The organism is Nocardia sp. NPDC050713 (genome assembly GCF_040654315.1).
Classification (GTDB): Bacteria; Actinomycetota; Actinomycetes; order Mycobacteriales; family Mycobacteriaceae; genus Nocardia.
Window position 1 is genome coordinate 695,895 of sequence record NZ_JBFAHS010000001.1, and the last position, 19,384, is coordinate 715,278.

18 protein-coding genes and 1 tRNA gene are annotated in these 19,384 nt (G+C 68.4%); 7 read left to right on the top strand and 12 right to left on the bottom strand.

The window, feature by feature from the left end:
* Nucleotides 1-13: 13 nt before the first annotated feature.
* On the bottom strand, nucleotides 14-1,294 hold the full coding sequence (purD, locus tag AB0H49_RS02655; RefSeq protein ID WP_357246320.1) for a phosphoribosylamine--glycine ligase: 1,281 nt from the start codon (nucleotides 1,292-1,294) through the stop codon (nucleotides 14-16).
* Nucleotides 1,295-1,518: 224 nt separating this feature from the next.
* On the opposite strand from purD, the gene AB0H49_RS02660 reads away from it, so the two are divergent.
* The 3 genes from AB0H49_RS02660 to AB0H49_RS02670 all read left to right on the top strand — a co-directional run bounded on the left by AB0H49_RS02660 (nucleotide 1,519) and on the right by AB0H49_RS02670 (nucleotide 4,767).
* Nucleotides 1,519-1,896 (top strand): PH domain-containing protein, encoded by a 378-nt coding sequence (locus AB0H49_RS02660; protein ID WP_355000557.1) that lies wholly within the window; start codon nucleotides 1,519-1,521, stop codon nucleotides 1,894-1,896.
* Nucleotides 1,897-1,927: 31 nt separating this feature from the next.
* The gene (locus AB0H49_RS02665) at nucleotides 1,928-2,353 is read left to right on the top strand and encodes an HIT family protein (protein ID WP_097247837.1); all 426 of its coding nucleotides are present in this window, start codon (nucleotides 1,928-1,930) and stop codon (nucleotides 2,351-2,353) included.
* Between the two features lie 662 nt (nucleotides 2,354-3,015).
* A complete protein-coding gene (locus AB0H49_RS02670; protein ID WP_357246323.1) occupies nucleotides 3,016-4,767 on the top strand; it encodes a glycoside hydrolase domain-containing protein in 1,752 nt (583 codons plus the stop codon).
* Nucleotides 4,768-4,909: 142 nt separating this feature from the next.
* On the opposite strand, the gene AB0H49_RS02675 is transcribed toward AB0H49_RS02670, so the two are convergent.
* From AB0H49_RS02675 to AB0H49_RS02685, 3 genes are all read right to left on the bottom strand, one after another.
* Nucleotides 4,910-4,981 (bottom strand) — tRNA-Thr (locus tag AB0H49_RS02675).
* 111 nt (nucleotides 4,982-5,092) lie between these two features.
* The gene (locus AB0H49_RS02680; protein ID WP_011207082.1) at nucleotides 5,093-5,335 is read right to left on the bottom strand and encodes an MbtH family protein; all 243 of its coding nucleotides are present in this window, start codon (nucleotides 5,333-5,335) and stop codon (nucleotides 5,093-5,095) included.
* Between the two features lie 152 nt (nucleotides 5,336-5,487).
* Nucleotides 5,488-6,321, bottom strand: coding sequence for an alpha/beta hydrolase (locus AB0H49_RS02685; RefSeq protein WP_355000346.1), 834 nt, complete (start codon nucleotides 6,319-6,321; stop codon nucleotides 5,488-5,490).
* Nucleotides 6,322-6,504: 183 nt separating this feature from the next.
* Here AB0H49_RS02685 and AB0H49_RS02690 point away from each other — a divergent pair, with 183 nt between their 5' ends.
* The 4 genes from AB0H49_RS02690 to AB0H49_RS02705 all read left to right on the top strand — a co-directional run bounded on the left by AB0H49_RS02690 (nucleotide 6,505) and on the right by AB0H49_RS02705 (nucleotide 10,809).
* Complete coding sequence (locus AB0H49_RS02690; protein WP_067791289.1) at nucleotides 6,505-6,696, top strand: hypothetical protein; 192 nt, start codon at nucleotides 6,505-6,507, stop codon at nucleotides 6,694-6,696.
* Nucleotides 6,697-6,858: 162 nt separating this feature from the next.
* Entirely contained in the window at nucleotides 6,859-8,448 is a 1,590-nt protein-coding gene (locus tag AB0H49_RS02695) for a trehalose-6-phosphate synthase (protein WP_355000347.1), read from the top strand.
* Between the two features lie 64 nt (nucleotides 8,449-8,512).
* Nucleotides 8,513-9,247 (top strand): response regulator transcription factor, encoded by a 735-nt coding sequence (locus AB0H49_RS02700; protein ID WP_355000348.1) that lies wholly within the window; start codon nucleotides 8,513-8,515, stop codon nucleotides 9,245-9,247.
* 140 nt (nucleotides 9,248-9,387) lie between these two features.
* Nucleotides 9,388-10,809: a HAMP domain-containing sensor histidine kinase gene (locus AB0H49_RS02705; protein ID WP_357246614.1), complete on the top strand. Its 1,422-nt coding sequence runs from the start codon at nucleotides 9,388-9,390 to the stop codon at nucleotides 10,807-10,809.
* A gap of 21 nt (nucleotides 10,810-10,830) precedes the next feature.
* On the opposite strand, the gene AB0H49_RS02710 is transcribed toward AB0H49_RS02705, so the two are convergent.
* Genes AB0H49_RS02710 through AB0H49_RS02745 form a run of 8 tightly spaced genes read right to left on the bottom strand, consistent with a single transcriptional unit; the run spans nucleotide 10,831 to nucleotide 19,382 of the window.
* Nucleotides 10,831-11,322 carry a h domain protein gene (locus AB0H49_RS02710; protein WP_357246327.1) on the bottom strand — a complete coding sequence of 164 codons (492 nt, stop codon included), beginning with the start codon at nucleotides 11,320-11,322 and terminating at the stop codon, nucleotides 10,831-10,833.
* Complete coding sequence (locus AB0H49_RS02715) at nucleotides 11,319-12,215, bottom strand: hypothetical protein (RefSeq protein ID WP_357246330.1); 897 nt, start codon at nucleotides 12,213-12,215, stop codon at nucleotides 11,319-11,321. Before AB0H49_RS02715 ends, AB0H49_RS02710 begins: the two co-directional genes overlap by 4 nt.
* Nucleotides 12,212-13,630: an MlaD family protein gene (locus AB0H49_RS02720; protein ID WP_355000351.1), complete on the bottom strand. Its 1,419-nt coding sequence runs from the start codon at nucleotides 13,628-13,630 to the stop codon at nucleotides 12,212-12,214. Before AB0H49_RS02720 ends, AB0H49_RS02715 begins: the two co-directional genes overlap by 4 nt.
* Nucleotides 13,627-14,871: an MCE family protein gene (locus AB0H49_RS02725; protein WP_357246333.1), complete on the bottom strand. Its 1,245-nt coding sequence runs from the start codon at nucleotides 14,869-14,871 to the stop codon at nucleotides 13,627-13,629. The genes AB0H49_RS02720 and AB0H49_RS02725 overlap by 4 nt, the downstream gene beginning before the upstream one ends.
* Entirely contained in the window at nucleotides 14,871-16,133 is a 1,263-nt protein-coding gene (locus tag AB0H49_RS02730) for an MCE family protein (RefSeq protein ID WP_355000353.1), read from the bottom strand. The genes AB0H49_RS02725 and AB0H49_RS02730 overlap by 1 nt, the downstream gene beginning before the upstream one ends.
* Entirely contained in the window at nucleotides 16,130-17,194 is a 1,065-nt protein-coding gene (locus AB0H49_RS02735) for an MCE family protein (RefSeq protein ID WP_355000354.1), read from the bottom strand. The genes AB0H49_RS02730 and AB0H49_RS02735 overlap by 4 nt, the downstream gene beginning before the upstream one ends.
* A complete protein-coding gene (locus AB0H49_RS02740; RefSeq protein ID WP_355000355.1) occupies nucleotides 17,191-18,216 on the bottom strand; it encodes an MCE family protein in 1,026 nt (341 codons plus the stop codon). Before AB0H49_RS02740 ends, AB0H49_RS02735 begins: the two co-directional genes overlap by 4 nt.
* Nucleotides 18,213-19,382, bottom strand: coding sequence for an MCE family protein (locus tag AB0H49_RS02745; RefSeq protein WP_357246337.1), 1,170 nt, complete (start codon nucleotides 19,380-19,382; stop codon nucleotides 18,213-18,215). The genes AB0H49_RS02740 and AB0H49_RS02745 overlap by 4 nt, the downstream gene beginning before the upstream one ends.
* Nucleotides 19,383-19,384 lie beyond the last annotated feature (2 nt).

Sequence of the window (19,384 nt, forward strand, 5' to 3'; positions counted from 1 at the left end):
GCGAAGCGGGCGGTTACTTCGTGGGGACGGCGATCCGGTCCTCGACGGCGGCGAGGCCGATGTCGGTGCGGTAGTGGCTGCCGGGCAGCTTGATCGAGGCGATGCGGTCGTAGGCCTTGGCGCGGGCCTCGGCCAGATCGGCGCCGACGCCGACGACACTCAGCACGCGTCCACCCGAGGAGACCAGCGCACCGTCCTCACGCTGCGCTGTCCCGGCGTGCAGCACGGCGGCGGCGTCGTCCGGAGCGCCTTCGCCCGCACCGGTGATCACGTCGCCGAGGCGCGGACGGCCAGGGTAGTTCTCGGCGGCGACCACCACGGTGATGGCCGAACCGTCCCGCCAGCGCGGCGCGGCGACCTCGGCGAGGGTGCCGGTCGCGGTGGCGTTCAGCAGCTCGCCGAGCGGGCTCTCCAGCAGGGCGAGCACCGCCTGGGTCTCGGGATCGCCGAAGCGGCAATTGAATTCGACCACCGCGGGTCCGTCCGCGCCGATCGCGAGACCGGCGTAGAGCAGACCGGAGAACGGGCAGCCGCGGCGCACCATCTCGGCGGCGACCGGCTTCACCACGTCCTCGACGATGGCGGTAGCGATCTTCTCCGGCAGCCAGGGCAGCGGCGTGTACGCGCCCATGCCGCCGGTGTTCGGGCCGGTGTCGCCGTCGCCGACGCGCTTGTGATCCTGCGCGGGCAGCAGCGGCACCACCGTCTCACCGTCGACCAGGCAGAACAGCGAGACCTCCGGCCCGTCGAGGAACGACTCCAACAGCACCGGGTGACCCTGTTCGAGCAGTTCGGCGCCGTGATCGCGGGCCGCGAGCCGGTCGGCGGTCACCACGACGCCCTTGCCCGCGGCGAGACCGTCGTCCTTGACCACCCAGGTGGGGCCGAAACGATCCAGCGCCGCGTCCAGCTCGGCGGGGTTGTCGACGACCTCGCTGTGCGCGGTCCGCACACCGGCGGCCGTCATCACGTCCTTGGCGAAGGCCTTCGAACCCTCGATCCTGGCGGCGGCGGCCGACGGGCCGAAGCAGGCGATGCCCGCGGCGCGCACCGCGTCGGCCACGCCGAGCACCAGCGGCACCTCGGGGCCGATCACCACGAGGTCGGCGGCCAGCTCGGTGGCCAGCGCGACGACCGCCTCGGCCGAGGACGGGTCCACCGGACGCACCTGCGCGTGCTGCGCGATGCCCGCGTTGCCCGGCGCGGCGTAGAGCGCGCTCACCGCGGGATCGCGGCGCAGGCTGAGGACGAGGGCATGTTCACGGGCTCCGGAACCGATGACGAGTACGCGCACGGCCAACAGCTTAGGTGAAGCGACTACCCGCCTCGTCGGGCATCGGCCTTCTGGTCGGCTCGCGTTCGGCATCCGTTCGCCCAGCGTTCGGCGACCGCTCGCCGTACCCGCACGAATTCGATTGTCGCCTTTCGCCCCTCGCGGCCTCGCCCCGTGGATCATGGGTGGGGAGGGTTCGGACCATCCGCCGAACCGTCTCCCCCACCGCGAAGGACGTACAGATCATGGGTCTGATCGACGGACTGATGGGCAACGCCGGGCGCATAGATCCTGGCCAGGCACAGCAGGAGTACGGGAAGCTGCTCGGCAACGGCGAGCAGATCTACTCCGCCTACCTGCTGGTGCGCGACGCCCTCCTGTTCACCAACCGCCGCCTGATCTTGGTGGACAAGCAGGGCCTGTCCGGCAGGAAGGTGAGTTACCACAGCATCCCCTACCGCTCGATCACGCACTTCGCGGTGGAGACGGCGGGCACCTTCGATCTGGACGCCGAGCTCGTCATCTGGATCGCGGGCACGCACGAGCCGGTGCAGAAGCGGTTCAACCGGCAGGTCGACATCTACGAGGTGCAGGGCATCCTTTCCCACTTCGTCGCTGTGTAGCGCGCGGCCGTCTGCGGACTACGCTGCGGATATGGCTTCCGTCTTCAGTGCGATCATCGCAGGTCAGATCCCTGGTCGATTCGTATGGCAGGACGACGAATTCGTCGCCTTCCTGACCATCGCGCCGGTCACCCAGGGCCACACGCTGGTGGTGCCGCGCAAGGAAATCGACCACTGGCAGGACATCGACGCCGAGACCTTCGCGCGGCTCAACGGTGTCGCGCAGCAGATCGGCAAGGCGGTGCGCGCCGCGTTCGACGCGCCGCGCGCCGGTCTGCTCATCGCGGGCCTCGAGGTGCCGCACCTGCACGTGCACGTCTTCCCGGCCTACAGCCTCGGCGATTTCGACATCTCCGGAGCGGACCCCAACCCGTCGCCCGAGTCGCTGGACGAGGCGCAGGCCAAGATCAAGCAGGCGCTGCGGGATCTGGGTCACGGGGCCAACGTGCCGGACTGAACGGGTCGGCGCGAGGCACGCGCGGCGATGCGGGCAGTCGGCCGACGAGCAGCTGGACGGCTGGGCCGCAACGGCACAGGGCGACGGCTCGCCCACAACCACACAGGGCGGCTCGCCCACAACGACACAGGGCGCTCGGTTTTCGAAACCGAGCGCCCTTTCCATTTTCATGACTGTTCAACGAACTGCTCTGTCCCGCAGGCGCACTGCTCTACACTTCTATGGGTAACCGTTCCGTTGCTCGAAGACGGCGTTCAGACTTTGCAGGTCCGCACGAAACGAGTGGTGTCATGGCCGATAACCACGGGCAGTTCCCCTCTCCGGCAACACCTTCGCGTCTTCTCCATAGGATCCTTCCCGGTCGCAGAAGACCCCTCGTCGCCGACCGACTATCGCCCGTCGGCGAAACGCACCGCGCGGAGCGCTGTTGATCCAGCGCCGAAGGTGCCTTCACTCCCCGCACTTTCGAATCTCCGCACGCCGCCCGGCCGCTCAGCGGTAGCCCTCCGTGACACAGGCACGCTCGGCTCCGCACCGAAACGGCGATCCACCGTCCGCGCCCGGACGATCGACGCACGTCGCAGTATGTCGACTTGCCGAACCGCAGGGTCCGCCGCGCACTTCTCGAGTTCCGGATTTCCCAACCGCCGTGGAGGGCAACGATGGTCACAGCAGTGGATTTCGCAGCACGACAGATCGACCCGCGAGCCATCCGGGACGCCGGACACGTCGCGGTGCTCTCCTACGTCTCCACCTCACGCCCCGGCTCGAACTTCGGGGCCAAACCGCTCACCCGCGAGTACGCCGACCGCATCCGCGCCGCGGGACTCGACATCGTCTCGATCTGGCAGTACGGCAAACCCGGCAATCCCGAGGCTCCTTCCGACTACACCCTCGGCTTCGAGGGCGGCGCCCGGATGGGCCACGAGGCGAGGGAACGGCACTTCGCCGCGGGTGGGCCCGGCTACTGCCCGATCTACTTCGCCGTCGACGAGGACATCGATGAGCACACCTGGAACACCAAGGCGGTGCACTTCTTTCGCGGCGTGAACAACGCCATCGGCCAGGAGTGGACCGGAGTCTACGGTCACGACGAGGTGTGCCTGTGGGCGATTCGCGACGGCGTCGTCGGGCGGTCGACCACGCCGGGCCGGTATTGGGCCTGGCAGACCAAAGCGTGGTCGGAAGGCGATATCGCCGAGGGGATTTCGCTGTATCAGCGCGTCGTCGACACCCCGTCGACACCCGGTCCCAAGATCGACGGCACCTCCGTCGACGTGAACGACATCTACGCCGCGGACTACGGGCAATGGTCGATCGACCGTGCACCGAGGCCGGTGGCCAAACCCGAGTACGTCGAGCTCGATCGGATGGGCAACTCGCGCAGCAGCCGCCACGGCGCACGCGTCACGAACTTCCTGCTGCACACGCAGGAGGGCAACGGCACCGCGGAGTCGCTGGCGAACTACCTGAACAACACCGCGAACGGCGTCTCCTACCACTACACCGTGCGCGACGGCATCGTGTGCGACGTCGTCGACACCGACTACGCCAGCTGGAGCGTGCTCGACGCCAACCCGTTCACGATCAACCTGTGCTTCGCCGGATCCCGCGCCGGGTGGAGCAGGGCGCAGTGGCTGGAACGCGAGGACGATGTCCGGATCGCGGCGTGGCTCGCCGTCCAGGACGCACGCAAGTACGACTTCGAGCCGATCGTCATCCCGCCGCCGTACTGGCGCGGCGAGGGCATCTCGGACCACAAGTACGTCACCGAGGAATTGGGGATCGGCACGCACACCGACGTCGGCTACAACTTCATCTGGGACCGGCTGGAAACCTTCGTCAACGAGTACGCGGGCGGCGGACCCCCGCCCGGCCAAGCCAACGCCATCGACGACGCGGCCGCTGCCGCACCGTGGCTCGGCAGGCGGCTCACCCCGGGCGAGATCCCGACCCCGGACGGCGTCGGCCGCCGCGCCGAATTCGAGAACGGCCAGGTGTATTGGCACCCGAACACCGGCGCGCACGCCATCCCCACGCGGTTGTTCGACAAGTTCGCCGAACTCGGCTGGGAGACGGGCCCGCTCGGCTGGCCGATCACCGACCTGACCATCCTGACCGACGCCGCGGGCGCGCGCCTCGGCGAAGTCCAGGGCTTCCAGGGCGGCGCCCTCTACCTGCGGTACGGCGCCGACCGCCCGCCGGTCTGGGTGCACGGCGCGATCCGCGACCGCTGGAATCGCTCCGGTTTCGAAAAGGGCGCTCTCGGGTGGCCCCTCGCCGACGAGCAGTCCTTCGACGGCGGCGCCTTCCAGCGCTTCGAGCACGGAACCATCTACTGGCCCGGCCGCCGCGACACCCTCGCCCTGCTCGGCAACGACGGACCGGACACCCCTCTCCCCGACCGCGATTGAGAGAGCGCAGGGCACGCGCCGCACAGGATTGAACTGACGACCTTTCGCTTACAACAACGACCGAGCCTCTACCACTGAGCTCAGCCGCGCAGCGGCTGCAAAAAGGGCGCCCGGTCCGAAACCGAGCGCCCTCTGTTCGACGAGCCCCCTGTCAGGATTGAACTGACGACCTTTCGCTTACAAGGCGAGTGCTCTACCACTGAGCTAAGGAGGCGAGAAGCGGTGCCAATCATAGCCGGGCTCGCCCGCCGCGTGACACCGGCTTTACGGTGTCACGCGGTGGCGGCTCAACGAGATGTCCCGGCGCAGTATCGGATACCGCGGGTCAGGACTGGGCGCCCTGCCGGGCCGCGTCATCGGCGGCCATCGCATCGCGCAGACTCTTCGGACGCATATCCGTCCAGTTCTTCTCTACGTACTCGACGCAGGCAGCGCGGCTGTCCTCACCGAACACGACTCGCCATCCGGCCGGAACCTCGGCGAACGCGGGCCACAGGGAATGCTGTTCCTCGTCGTTGACCAGGACGAAGAAGCGGCCGTCTTCGTCATCGAAGGGGTTGGTGCTCAATTTCACCTCACTGGATACTGGCGCTGTGTACGGGATCTGCTCCAGGGTCCGTCCGGCGCGGCGACCGTGCTGATCACGAGTCGTACACCGGAAGAACTCCCCGAGCGTTGTGTCGACCCTAGCAAGGGAGACGTTACGTGTAGGTGGTTACCTCAGGCGGCGAAGAAATCCAGGAGGATCTTGTTGACCGCCTCCGGCCGCTCCAGGTAGCCGAAATGCCCCGCGTCGGGGATCTCCTGGTAGCGGGCGCCGGGGATGGCGTCGGCCACCTCCCTCGTGAGGTACGGGGGGATCATCCGGTCGTCGGCGAATCCGACGCCGAGGCACGGCACCGAGATCGCGCGGTAGGCCTGCACCCGGTCGAAATCGTGGTCCATCTTGCGCTGGGCGCGGATGCCAGGGGTGACCGGTCCGCCGGTGAATTCGAACAGGTCGAGCCAGTCGCGCGCGGAGTTGGTGTTGGCCATGGTGGCGGGCGAAAGGTTCATCACGGCGGTCACCGCGGCCTCGTACTTCGCGGGCAGTTTGACGCCGCTGGCGTCGAGATCGTGTTCGCCGAGCGAGAGCGTCTTCTGGAACTGGTCGAGCCGCCCGTGCCCGGCCATGAAGACGGCCTTGCGCACCAGGTCGGGACGGGCGAGGGCCAGCTCCTGGGCGACGCGCGCGCCCATCGAGGTGCCGACGACCAGCGCGGGTCCCTCGTCCAGCAGTTCGATGAGACCGGCGGTGTCGGCGACCAAGTCATCGATGGTCATGCCCGAAGCCGCCTCGAAGGACGGCGCGATGCCGCGGTTGTCGAACGTGCAGACCCGGTATCCGGCGGCGACCAACGCGGGCACCTGGTGCAGTTCCCAGACCCGGCCGGGGCTGCCGGTGCCCATGATCATCACGACGAGCGGGCCGCCGCCCTTGACGTCGGTGCCCTTCGCCCGGTCGCCCTTGACCTGGTAATTGAGGGAGATTCCGTTCACCGTCGCCAGCGGCATTTGTGGACCCTTTCGTGTGGTTTATGCTGCGCCCCACGGTATAGGCATGGGGGTGAGGGTGCACCAGGCACTCGGGATAAGCGACATACTGGTGCGGCGGCGCCGATTCCATACCGTGAAGTGGCTCCGAGGCCTCGGGGGTCCAGCGTCGCTTACCATTGACTATTCGTACGCACGAGCGTAATGAGCCGGGAGGACAAGAAGATGGCCGCGAAGGGCAGCGCGAACGATATCGCGGACGACGAACTGGAACCACTCGCCGACGAGACCGCACGTCAGGCGCAGCGGGTCGTCGCGGCCTACGCAGAGGACGCCGACGAATGCCGGATGCTGCTGTCGATGCTCGGCATCGGACCCAGCGGCCGCGGCGAGTAACGCCCGACCCCTCGCTCGACGACAACGGCGCCGTCGACTCGACAGATCAACTCCAACGCCGAATCAGCGACGCGTGACCGCGGCGAGAGCGACGGGCCCCGACCGGGAACCGCGTGACCGCGAAGACACCGCGAACGCCGCCAACCAAATAAGGATGCGTGAGTGGACCAGATGACCGAACAGCTGTCCGACGACTCCGAACACGCCCCCGAACTACCCGAACCCGAACCACAGGAGTCCGGCGCCCCGCGCGCCGTATCGATCGCTCCGGAGGGCGCCGGTTCGGGTTTTGTCGTTGTGGCCAACCGTCTGCCCGTCGATCTGGAGAAACTGCCCGACGGCAGCACCCGCTGGAAGCGCAGCCCCGGCGGCCTGGTGACCGCGCTGGAGCCGGTGTTGCGCAACAACAAGGGCGCGTGGGTCGGCTGGGCGGGCGTGCCCGACGTCGAGGTCGAGCCGATCATCGAGGACGGACTGGAACTGCATCCGGTGCCGCTGTCGGCGCAGGAAGTGACCGACTACTACGAGGGCTTCTCCAACGGCACGCTGTGGCCGCTGTACCACGACGTGATCGTCCGGCCGACCTACGACCGCAGGTGGTGGGCCGCCTACGTCAACGTGAACCGCCGGTTCGCCGAGGAGACCGCCAAGGTCGCCGCCGAGGGCGCGACCGTCTGGGTGCAGGACTACCAGCTCCAGCTGGTGCCCAAGATGCTGCGCATGCTGCGGCCGGACCTGACCATCGGCTTCTTCCTGCACATCCCGTTCCCGCCGGTCGAGCTGTTCATGCAGATGCCGTGGCGGACCGAGATCATCGAGGGTCTGCTCGGCGCCGATCTGATCGGTTTCCACCTGCCGGGCGGTGCGCAGAACTTCCTGTATCTGGCGCGGCGGCTCGCCGGGCAGCCGACCTCGCGCGGCACCGTCGGCGTGCGCTCGAAGCTCGGCGTGGTGCAGGTCGGTTTCCGCACCGTGCGGGTCGGCGCGTTCCCGATCTCGATCGCCTCGGCCGAGCTGGACGAGCACTCGCGTCGCCGCTCGATCCGGGAGCGGGCGGCCAAGATCCGCGCCGAGCTGGGCAATCCGAAGAACATCCTGCTCGGCGTCGACCGCCTCGACTACACCAAGGGCATCGACATCCGGCTCAACGCGCTGGAGGAGCTGCTGATCGACGGCCGCGTCGATCCCACCGAGACCGTGATGGTGCAGCTGGCGACCCCGAGCCGCGAGCGCGTCGAGAGCTACATCCAGATGCGCGGCGACATCGAGCGCCAGGTGGGCCGGATCAACGGCGAGTTCGCCAGGGTCGGCTACCCGGTGGTGCACTACCTGCACCGCCCCATCCCGCGCGACGAGCTGATCGCCTTCTTCGTGGCCGCCGACGTCATGCTGGTGACGCCGCTGCGCGACGGCATGAACCTGGTCGCGAAGGAGTACGTGGCCTGTCACAGCGGACTCAACGGCGCCCTGGTGCTCAGCGAGTTCACCGGCGCGGCCGCCGAACTTCGGCAGTCCTACCTGTGCAACCCGCACGACCTGGACAGCGTGAAGGACGCCATCGTCTCCGCACTGGAAGACAACCGCGACACCAAACGTCGCCGCATGCGCTCCCTGCGCCGCCAGGTCCTGGCCCACGACGTGGACCGCTGGGCCCGCGCCTTCCTGGACGCCCTCGCCCAGGACCAGGTGGCGGGCAGCGCTCTGCTGACCGACGAGGACGTCTACCCGGAGTCGGACAACCCCACCCGCTGACGCCCACAGCTGGTTCCCAGGAATCCTCCAGCGTCCTCGCAGACACGTGGCGCACCATGAACCCATGACTGGTGCGCCCGCGGAGCGGTCCCCCGAGGCCAGGGTGCTGGTGGTGGACGACGAGCCGATGATCCTCGAACTGCTCTCGGTGAGCCTGCGCTACCAAGGCTTCGAGGTGGAGACGGCGATCGATGGCGCGCAGGCCCTGGACCGGGCGCGGAGCTTCCGGCCGCAGGCGATGATCGTCGACGTGATGATGCCGGGCATCGACGGCTTCGGTCTGCTGCCGCGGCTGCGCGCCGACGGCATCGACGCGCCGGTCCTTTTCCTCACCGCCCGCGACGACGTGCAGGACAAGGTGGCGGGGCTGACACTCGGGGCCGACGACTACATCACCAAGCCGTTCAGCTTGGAGGAGGTGGTGGCCCGGCTGCGGGTGGTGTTGCGCCGTGCCGGGCACAGCGCGCCCGCGAAGGAGAGTTCGCGCCTGCGCTTCGAGGACATCGAGCTCGACGACGACACCCACGAGGTGTGGAAGGCGGGCGAGCCGGTCGCCTTGTCCCCCACCGAGTTCACCTTGCTGCGGTACTTCATGGTCAATGCCGGAACCGTGCTGAGCAAGCCGCGCATCCTGGATCACGTGTGGCGCTACGACTTCGGCGGTGAGGTCGGCGTGGTGGAGACCTACGTGTCGTATCTGCGCAAGAAGGTGGACACCGGCGAGCAGCGCCTGATCCACACGTTGCGCGGCGTCGGCTACGTCATGCGGACGCCGCAGCGCGGGCGTCCGGGGCAGTGAGCGCGGATTCGGTGCACACCGAGGACGATCGGAAAGCGCCAGCCGCCAGCCGAACTCGGCCGTCGGAGCAGCGCCGCGCCGCCCGCGAGGCAGACCGCGCGAAACGGGCACGGGAAGCTCTTGGGCAGCGGCTTGCCGCGATTCCGCTGCGGGTCACGCTGGTACTCGCACTCGTGGCGCTGGCTGGGCTCGGCCTGGTGGCTTCCGGGATGGCGGTCACGTCGTCGCTGGAGATGTCGCTGCTGAACCGCACCGATCAGCAGCTGCGCGACGCCGCGATGACTCGTGTCCGGATGACCCGCCCGCCGCTGCCGCCGCCGAGTCCGCCGTCGGATCAGCGCAGCGCGCCGAGCTCGTTCTACATCTTCACCGAGAATCACGACGGCACCGGCTCTTTCGTGTTGCAGCCCTTCGACGTCGAAGCCGCCCCCGCGCTGCCGGATCCGCCGTCCCCGCGTCCGGTGACGGTGGGCTCGGCGGGCGACGCCGACGTCCAGTGGCGCGTGATAACCGTGCACAGCCACGAAACGACCACGACCATCGCGCTGCCGCTCACCCAGAACCAGGAGACCGTGCGGCGACTGGTGATGCTGCAACTGGTGATCGGCGCCGCCGTGCTCGCCGCCCTGGCGCTGGCCGCCTATTTCGTGATCCGGCGCAGCCTGCGCCCGCTACGCCGGGTGGAGAACATCGCGGCGGCCATCGCCAGGGGCGACCTGCACCGCCGAGTTCCGGTGCGCGGCACCAACACCGAGGTCGACCGGCTGTCCCGCTCGTTGAACGGCATGCTGGCGCAGATCCAGTCCGCGTTCGCCGCGACCGAGGCATCGGAGGCGGCGGCCAAGCGTTCCGAGGCGAAGATGCGCCGCTTCGTCGCCGACGCGAGCCACGAATTGCGCACCCCGCTCACCACCATTCGCGGTTTCGCCGAGCTTTACCGGCAGGGCGCGAACACCGATCCCGCGATGTTCATGGACCGGATCGAACGGGAGGCGCAGCGGATGGGTCTGCTGGTCGAAGACCTGCTGATGCTGGCCAGGCTGGACGCGCAGCGCCCGCTGGAAACCGGCACGGTGGATCTCCTCGCGGTCGCCAGCGACGCGGTGCACAACGCGCGCGCCGTCGCCGCGGCCGCCGACCCGGATGGTCCGCGGCGCCCGATCGCACTCGAAGTGAGTTCCGGTTCAGGCACTTTGGAGGTCCAGGGCGACGAGACCAGATTGCGCCAGGTGCTGGCGAACCTGCTGAACAACGCGCTCACGCACACTCCGCCGGACGCCTCGGTGACGGTCCGCCTCACCCCCGCCGACGACGAGGTGCTGCTCGAGGTGTCCGACACCGGTCCGGGCCTGCCGCAGGAGGAAGCCGACCGGATCTTCGAACGCTTCTACCGCACCGACACCTCACGCGCCCGCGCCAGCGGCGGAACCGGTCTGGGTCTGTCCATCGTGCAGGCGCTGGTCGTCGCCCACGGCGGTACGGTCCGCGTCACGAGTGTTCCCGGCGAAGGCGCCACCTTCACGGTGCGGTTGCCGCGCGAGGACGGTGCCCGCGACGGGTAGACCCGCTTATCCCGCAGGGCTCTAGATCGGCGTCACCGCATCGACGAGCCAGCGGTCGTCGGTCTTGTCCAGCGTGACTCGCACGCGGCTACCGGTGGTGGTTCCTTGCGGCGATTCCTTGCTGGTGGTCACTTGGTTCAGGTACAGCAGCACCACCGCGTGGTCGCGGTCGGCGGAGACCACACCGCTCGCCTGCGTGGTGGCCTGCACGGTGAGCTGCTTCTCCTTGGCGCCCGGCGCGATGGCCTCGGTGATCAGCTTCAGGTAGTCCTCGCGGAAGTCGGCGGACAGGTTGTCCGCGGCCTTCGGCAGCTCGGTGTCCACGCTGGTGAAGTTGTAGCTGAACATCGCCGAGACGGCTCGGTCGGCCGCGGTAACCGCGTCCTGCCGCGCCTGCTCGTCCTGCCGGTCCGACCAGTACCCGAACCCGTTGATGGCCATCACGATCACCGCCGCCAGCGCCACCGCACCGGCGGCGGCGCCCGCCACGATCAAACCCCGTGTTTCTCTCATGGCACGAACTCCACATTCGAAGCGGACAGGCCGGAATCACCGCGGGTCACGGTGACCCGGAAGCGGTAGAACCGCGTCTGCGGCTCGGCTTGGCCCGCGTTGGTCAGGGTCTGCTTGGCGGCGACGAGCACCTTCGCCGAATCGTCGGCGTCGCTTTCCAAAGCCGCCTCGACGATCTCGCCGTTGGACACGACCTTGGCCTGCTGCACGATGCTCAGGAACGGGTCGACCCGGCCGTCGAATTCGGTCTTGAACTGGCCCGAGGCCAGCGAGAGGATCCGGTCGATGTCCTCCTTGGCGGAGTCGGCCCGGATGGTGGTCAGGTTCAGGATCGCCTGCCGCGCGGTCTGCACGTATTCGGTGCGGCGCTGCTCGCGCATGTCGGCCGACCGCGTGACGATCGTCGAGACGACGGCACCGGCCACCAGGGCGAGGACCAGGACCGCCGAAGCGGCCATCGCCAGGATGCGGCCGAGGCCGAGCTGATCGCGGAGCGAGCCTGCGGTCTCGGTGTCGCCGGAGTCGTCGGCGGTCTCCTCGGCGGTCGCCGATTTCGCGGACTCCGGCTTGTCGAGGTCGATCGAGGTCGAACCGGCGGAATCGCCGCCCTTCGGCAGCTCGACGGAATCGGCACTCTCAGCGCTCACGCTCGTCGCCGACTCGACCGAATCGGCACCCTTGGCACTGACGTCCCGGCCGACGGAATCGGCCCCGTGCAGCGGCGCCGCACTGGCGCTCACGCTCTTCGCCGCCCCGGCACTTCCCGCACCCGCGCCCGTCGCCGCCGCGGCGGTGACCTTCTCCGTCACCGCGGACGCATCCTCCACCGGCGGCCCCGCCGACCGACTGGCCCGCCTGCGCGTGCGATGTGCATCTCCGTTGATTTCACTCATCGTTGCTGCTCCTCGAACATCGCCTGCCAGCTGGACGGTACCGTGCCGGAACCACCGGGTCCGATATCTCCCTGTCGGTAGGTCCGGCCGTCGGGGCCGATGTAGACACCGGTAGCCGGATCGTAGGACTTCGCCGCCGCGGGCGTGCTGTACGACGCGGGCGCGACCTCGGTCCCTTCGGGCTCGGACCCGCTCGCGGGCGCCACCGGCTGCGGCGGGCCGAACGGCGGGTTGTCGCCCACCGGCACGTAACCGGTACGGCACAGCTCCGGCGTCGGCGCGCGCACGCCCGGGTACTCCATACATGGCGTGTTGCGGATGCCGCGCACCTCGATGGGCGAGTCCTGCGGGATCTTGCAGTAGAGGCCGGGCGGCGTGTCGACGATATCCAGTTCGCTCGGCGAGCGGCGCTCGTCTTCGGGCAGGAAGCCGGTGGTGCAGGCGGGCGGGTCGTTGACCGTCGCCATGAAGTCGACGAGCACGCCGTATTCGACCGGGCCGCGCACCGCGGTCATCAGCGCTGCCACCAGTGGCGGGTACACGACCAGGATCTGTTCGAGTCCCGCGTGGTAGATGTTGGTCACCTGACCGACGCTGACCAGGTTCGAAAGCAGCAGCGGCAGTGTCGGTTCCAGATCCTGGAACTGCGCGGTCACCCGCCGCACGGCGGCCGGGCCTTCGCGCAGGATGTTGGTGAGCGCCGGGTCGTGCGCGCGCAGCTGATCGGTGACGGTGGCCAGGTCGGCGGTCCACGACCGGATCGCCGCGTCCGAGCGGATCTGGGTGTCCAGCAGCGGACCGATCTGCTCGATCAGTTTCTTGGTCGGCTCGCTGCTGTTCTGCGCCTCCTGCACGAGTAGCGAGGCCGAGTCGATGAAGCGCTGCAGATCCGGTCCCGCGCCGTTGAAGGCGCGGAAGGCCTCGTCGATGACCTGACGCAACCGCGTGTCGGCGACGCTGGAGAGCAGGCGATCGGTCTGGTCGAGCAGCGTGCCGACGTCCTGCGGCAGCTTGGTGCGATCCTGCGGAATCACCGCGCCCGCCGCCAGATTGCCGCCCTTGGGGCTCTCCGCGGGAATCAGGTCGACGTACTGTTCGCCGATCGCCGAGACACTGCGCACCCAGGCGTCGACGTCGGAGGGGATCTTGTAGTCGCTGTCGATGGACAGCTTCGCCTCGACGCCGTCCGGCGTGAGCCGGACCTCTTGCACCTTGCCCACATTGGTGCCGCGATAGGCCACGTTGGCGGTCGGGTAGAGGCCGCCGGTCGCGGCGAGCTGCACGGTGACGTCGTAGCGCCCGATGCCGAACATGGCGGGCAGCTGTACGTAGGTGCCCGCCATGATGGTCAGGCCGATCACGGTCAGCACGGCGAAGATGCCGAGCTGCACGCGGACGAATCGGGTCAGCTTCATCGGCCCGGACTCCCTTGCGGCGCAATGTTTCCCGCTCCCGGCAGCGGCACGGTCAAACCTGGAATGGCGGGCAGACCGGGTATCGGCGGCAAACCGGGGATGGTCGGCGTCGGCTGGCCCGGGGCGGGCGTCTGCAGCGGGCCGGTCGCCGGGTTGCCGCTGTCGCTCGCGGTGGGCGGGGCGAAGCTGCCGACCACGCCCTCGACACCGCCGAACCGGCCGCCGAGCGGGGTACCGGTGAGCCAGTTGGAGTCGAGGCGCTTGGCCGTCATGTCCACCGTCATGAACAGATTCAGGTAGTCACCCTTGATCGCCTTGTCGAGGTTCTTCATCGGGAACGGGAAGGTGAGCAGGATCTTCAGCGACTCGATGAGGTTGTTTCCCGTGTCGGACAGCTGCTGGAGCACCGGCTCGAGGTTAGCGAGGTTCGCCTTCAGGTTCTCCCCGCTCATGCTGACGACCCGCTGGGTCACGTCGCTCAGCTCACCGAGCGCGGTGATGGCGTGGGTGATGTTCGCCCGCCGGTCGGCGAGCACGGTCAGCGCCGGGTGGATGCGCTCGATCGCGCTGCCGAGGACGTCGCGCTGCTGCGCGAGCTGCCCGCCGAGGCGGTCGAGGCCCTCCAGCGCGGCGATGATGTCGCCGGTCTGCGCCTGCAGGTTGGTGGTGAGCTCGTTCAGCTGCGGAAGCAGGTCGCGGATAGCGTCCTCGCGTCCGCTCAGCGCGGCGTTCAGCTCGCGAGTGATGGTCTCGAGCTGCGCGACGCCACCGCCGTTGAGCACCACCGACAGCGAGGAGAGCACCTGCTCGGTGGTCGGGTACGCGCCGGCCCGATCCAGCGGGATGACGTCGCCCGCCTTCAGCTCGCCTTCCGCGGGCACGTCGGTCGGCGGACCGAGTTCGATGTGGTTGCTGCCGAGCAGACTGGTCTGGCCGATCTTGGCGACCGCGTTGGCGGGCAGTTTCACGTCGGGGTTCAGCGAGACGGTGACCAGCGCGTGCCAGTTCTCCACCTCGATGCCGGACACCGTGCCCACCGGGACGTCGTGCACGCGCACCGGCGAATTCTGAGTCAGCGTGGTGACATTCGGCATCTGGATGCGGATTTGGTAGGAGCCCTCGCCGGTGCCTTCGGCGCCCGGCATCGGCAGCGAGTTCAGTCCGTCCCACTGGCAGCCGGTGGCGCCGAGGGTCAGCGCGACACCCATCGCGAGGACGGCCGTCTTCCGCAGCGGTCGCATCATCGCCCTCCTCCCGGAATGGCCAGGCCCGCAAGGCCACTCGGCACGCTGATCGGCGCGGGCTGCGGTGTCGGCGCGGGTGCGCGCTCCTCCAGGCTCGGCGGGCTGTACGTCAGCTGGTTGGGGAAGGCGTGCACGCCGGTGGCCGGGTTCGCCATGATCGGCACGTAGTTCATGGCCAGCGAGTCGATGACCGGCGCGAGATAGGTGGCGCACAGATCGGCGGAGCGATCGGAATCGTTCTCCTCCAGCGCGCGCACCGAGCCGCACAGGAAGCTCAGCGGGTCGGCCGGGTTGTTCAGCGCGATCGCGCCGGTGACAGTGCCCTGGGCAGGCTTGTAGAGCTGGTAGAAGTTCACCAGCGCCGTCGGGCCCGAGTGCAGTACCCGTTCCAGCTCGGGGCGCTTGTCCACCAGGATCTGGGTGACCTCGGCCAGTCGCTGCACGCCCTCGGTGAGCTCGGCTCCGCCGCCGTCGAGGAAGCGCTTGACGTCGGCCATCGCGATATCCAGATTGTCCAGTCCCGCACCGAGATCCGACGAGACGCCGGCCAGCACCGAAGACACCGAGGCGAGCCTGCCGCCGAACTGAACGATCTGCTCGTTGCTCGCCGAGAGCACCTCGACGAACTGCTGCAGGTTGCGGATGGTGCCGAACAGGTCGGTGCGCCCGTCGGAGAGGGTGGTCAGGGTGGCCGAGAGTTCGCGCAGGGTCTCGCGCATCCGGTCGCCGTTGCCGTCCAGGTTGTCCGCCGCGGTGTTGACGAAGCGTCCGAACGAGCCCTGCTCGTCGTCGCCGACCGGGCCGAGAGTCGTTGCCAGCTTGGACAACTCGGCCTTGATGTCGTCCCACTCCACCGGGACCGCGGTGCGCTCGATCGGAATGGTCGCGCCGTCGGTCAGCTTGGGTCCGCCGGTGTAGGCCGGGGCCAGCTGGATGAAGCGCGCCGAGACCAGCGAGGGCGAGATGATCACCGCGCGCGCGTCGGCGGGGATGTCGATGCCGCGATCTATGGTGAACTCGACCCTGACCTGTTCGCGGCCGGGCTCGACCTTGTCGATCCTGCCGACGTCGACGCCGAGCACCCGCACGTCGTCGCCGACGTAGAGGCCCGTGGTGGACGGGAAGAACGCGGTGACTGTCGTGGTCCCGATCTTGGTGATGCCGCGGTACGTGCCAGCGAGCACCAGCGCGGCGACCAACACGCCCGTGAGTATCCACACCCAACGAGGGGCCTTTTGAACTACTTTCGGCATTTTCATCGCGGCGGCTCCTGGACCGCAGGCCCGATCGACGGGGGCGGATTCAAGAAGAAGTTGCGCAGGTCGTCGGGCAGGTGCTGCGGCCACACCAGCGCGTCGACAAGCGGCTGCAGACCGACAGAGGTCGCGTTCACGACGTAGGCGTTGAACCACGGGCCGTTGCCGACCTGCTCGCCGAGTGCGGCGGCGAACGGGCCGAGACCGTCGAGGGCCTTGGTGAGGTTGTCGCGGTTGCGCTGCAGCAGACCGAGCACCGAATTCAGCCGGTCCAGTGCGGGTTTCAGCTGCGCCTCGTTGTCGGCGACGAGGCCGGACAGCTGCTGGGCGAGCCCGTTCACGTGCACGATCAGCTGCGAGATCGCGGTGCGGCGGCGGTCCAGCTCGCCGAGCAGTTCGTTGCCGTCCAGCAGCAGCGCGTTGATCTGGCCGCTGCGGTCGGACAGGATCTTGGTGACGTTCTGCGCCCGCCGCAGCAACTCGGACAGCGCCTCGTCCCTGGCGTTGATGGTCCGCGAGAGCTGGGTGACGCCGTCCAGTGCGGAGCGCAGCGGGGCCGGGGTGTCGGCGAAGGTGGCCGAGAGAGCGTCCAGGGTCTCGTCGACCTTCTGCATATCCAGGCCCTGCACAGTGCCCGCCAGATCACCGAGCGCCTCGTTGAGCGAGTACGGCGAAGTGGTGCGGTCCAGCGGGATGGTGTCGTCGCGGCGCAGCGCGCCCCCACCTTGCGGCAGCAGCTCCAGCGACTTGCGGCCGAGCACGGTGTTGGTCTTGATGGCCGCGGAAGTCTTGTCGCCCAAGATGATCGACTCGTCGAGGGTGAACTTCACCAGCACCTTCGCGCCGTCCAGCTCGACGTCGTCGACCCGGCCCGAGCGCACGCCAGCGACCTGCACCGGGTCGCCGGGCACCAGCCCGCCCGCGTCGGCGAAGTAGGCGGTGTAGAGGGCGCCGCCGCGGATGAACGGCAGCCGGTCGAATTGCAGCGCCGAGAGCGCCACCGCTATCGCGACGACGATGCCGACGATGCCGATCGTCACGGCCGGAGATCGCTGCTCGTTCATTCGGGGGCACACCTTCCCGTCTCCTGCCCGCCCGGCATGTTGATGTGCAGCGGCTGTCCGTTCGGCCCGTCGATGATGAAGTTCGTGCTGCATACGTAGAGCGCGAGGAACGAACCGTAGGAACCGATGCGGATCAACTTCCGGTAGGTCTCCGGCAACCGTTCCAGCACCCACTGGACGGTGTCGGAACCGTTGTCCAGGTTGGTGGCCAGTCGACCGGTCTGCTCGATGGTGCCGCGCAGATCCGGCCGGGCCTGCGCGAGCAGGTCGGTGAGATCGCCGGTGGCGCCCGCGATCCTCGGCAGCGCGTCACCGATCGGATCCCGGTCGGCGGCCAGCCCGCTGACCAACCGCTGCAATTCGGTGAGCGTGGTGTCGAACTGCTCGCCGCGCTCGTCGATGGTGGCCAGCACCGCGTTCAGGTTGTCGATGACGCTGCCGATCAGCGCGTCGCGCTCGCCGAGCGTCTTGGCGAACGAGCCGCCGCTGTTGAGCAAGGAGACCAGCGTGCCGCCCTGGCCCTGGAAGATCTGCAAGAGCGCGTTGGTGAGATCGTTCACCTGACCGGGGTCCAGCCCGCGCAGCAGCGGTTTGAAGCCGCCGAGCAGCATGTCCAGATCCAGCGCGGGCGAGGTCTTGTCCTTGCCGATGGTGCCGCCCTCGTGCAGCTTTTGGGCCGAGCCCGGCCCGTCGAGGAGTTCCATGTACCGGTCGCCGACCAGGTTCTCGTACTTGATCGTCGCGCGGGTGCTGGTCAGCAGCTGGTACTTGCGGTCGACGTCGAACTCGACGTGCGCCAGGTTGTCCTTGCCCACCTTCACCGAGGTGACCGAGCCGACCGGCACGCCTGCGATGCGCACTTTGGCGCCGGGCAGCATGCCCGAGGAGCTGGTGAATACGGCGTGGTACCCGTACTCCCGCGCGAAACGCATCTGGCTGAACACGATGACAAGTCCGGCGAAGACCAGCGTCATCACCAGGGTGAAGATGGTCAGCTTCACCGTCGTCGCGGTATTTCTCACGGCGCGCTCACCCCCGGCAGCCCGGCGAACAGCAGCTGGAACACCTTGGGGCCGTTGAATTCGATCTTCATCGACGGCACGTAGGGCGCGCCCTCGTTGGTGTCGGTGACGACGTAGTTCGCGTGGCTGCCCGGCACCCGGTCTTCGAGCCCCTCGCAGCGCGGGCCGCCGGTCGCGTTCACCTTCGGCAGGTCCTCCGGATACTTGTACGGCTCGGCGCCGAACATGAAGTTGGTGTTCATCGTGACGCCGGGTTGCATGCCGCCGAACATCGCGTCGGCGACCGGCATCAGCCGTCCGATCGCGTTGATCATGCAGTGCAGACCGGGGACGTACTCCTCGAGCAGCCCGGTGGTCGGGCGCAGCAGATCGAGCGCGGTGCCGAGGTTGTTCTCGTTCTCGCGCAGCACCGAACCCGTCGTGTCGGCGAGGCCGACCACGTTGGCGAGCACGTCGTCGAGGCCCTGCCGCTCGTCGACCAGCGTCTGGCTGGTGGTGACCGCGTTGTCCACGGTTCGCAGCAAATCACCAACGGTGTCCGCGTAGATGTTCGACACTTCGGCGGTGGCCGCGAAATCCTGCTGCAACGTCGGCAGCGTCGGGTTCATCTCGCGCAGGTAGACGTCGAGATTCACCAGCAGCTCGCCGAGCGTCTCGCCGCGGCCCTGCAGCGCGGTGCCCAGCGCGGAGAGTGTCGCGTTCAGCTTCTCCGGCTCCACCTTGGCCAGCACGTCGGACAGGTGCTGGAACAGCGTGTTGAACTCGACGGTCACCTTCTCGGCGACGACGGTCGCGCCGGGCTTCAGCGAATTCGACGAAGGCTCTTCCGGCACAACGAAGTTGACGTACTTCGCGCCGAACACGGTGGTCGACCTGATGTCGACGCCCGCGTTGGCGGGCACCAGCTTCAGCATCTCGGGATCGAGCGCCAGCTTCAGCCGCGCGCCGTCGGCCTGCTGGGTGACATCGGCGACCCGGCCGATCTCGACGCCACGCACCTTCACTTTGGCGTCGGGGTCGAGCACCAAGCCGCTGCGCGGCGCTTCGACCAGCACCGTGGCGGTCTTGGTGAACCCGCCGACGAACATGGTCAGCGCGATCGCGACCACCGCGACCAGCACGAGCACCATGGCGAGGCCGGCGAGTTTGTACTTGAACTTCTCCATAC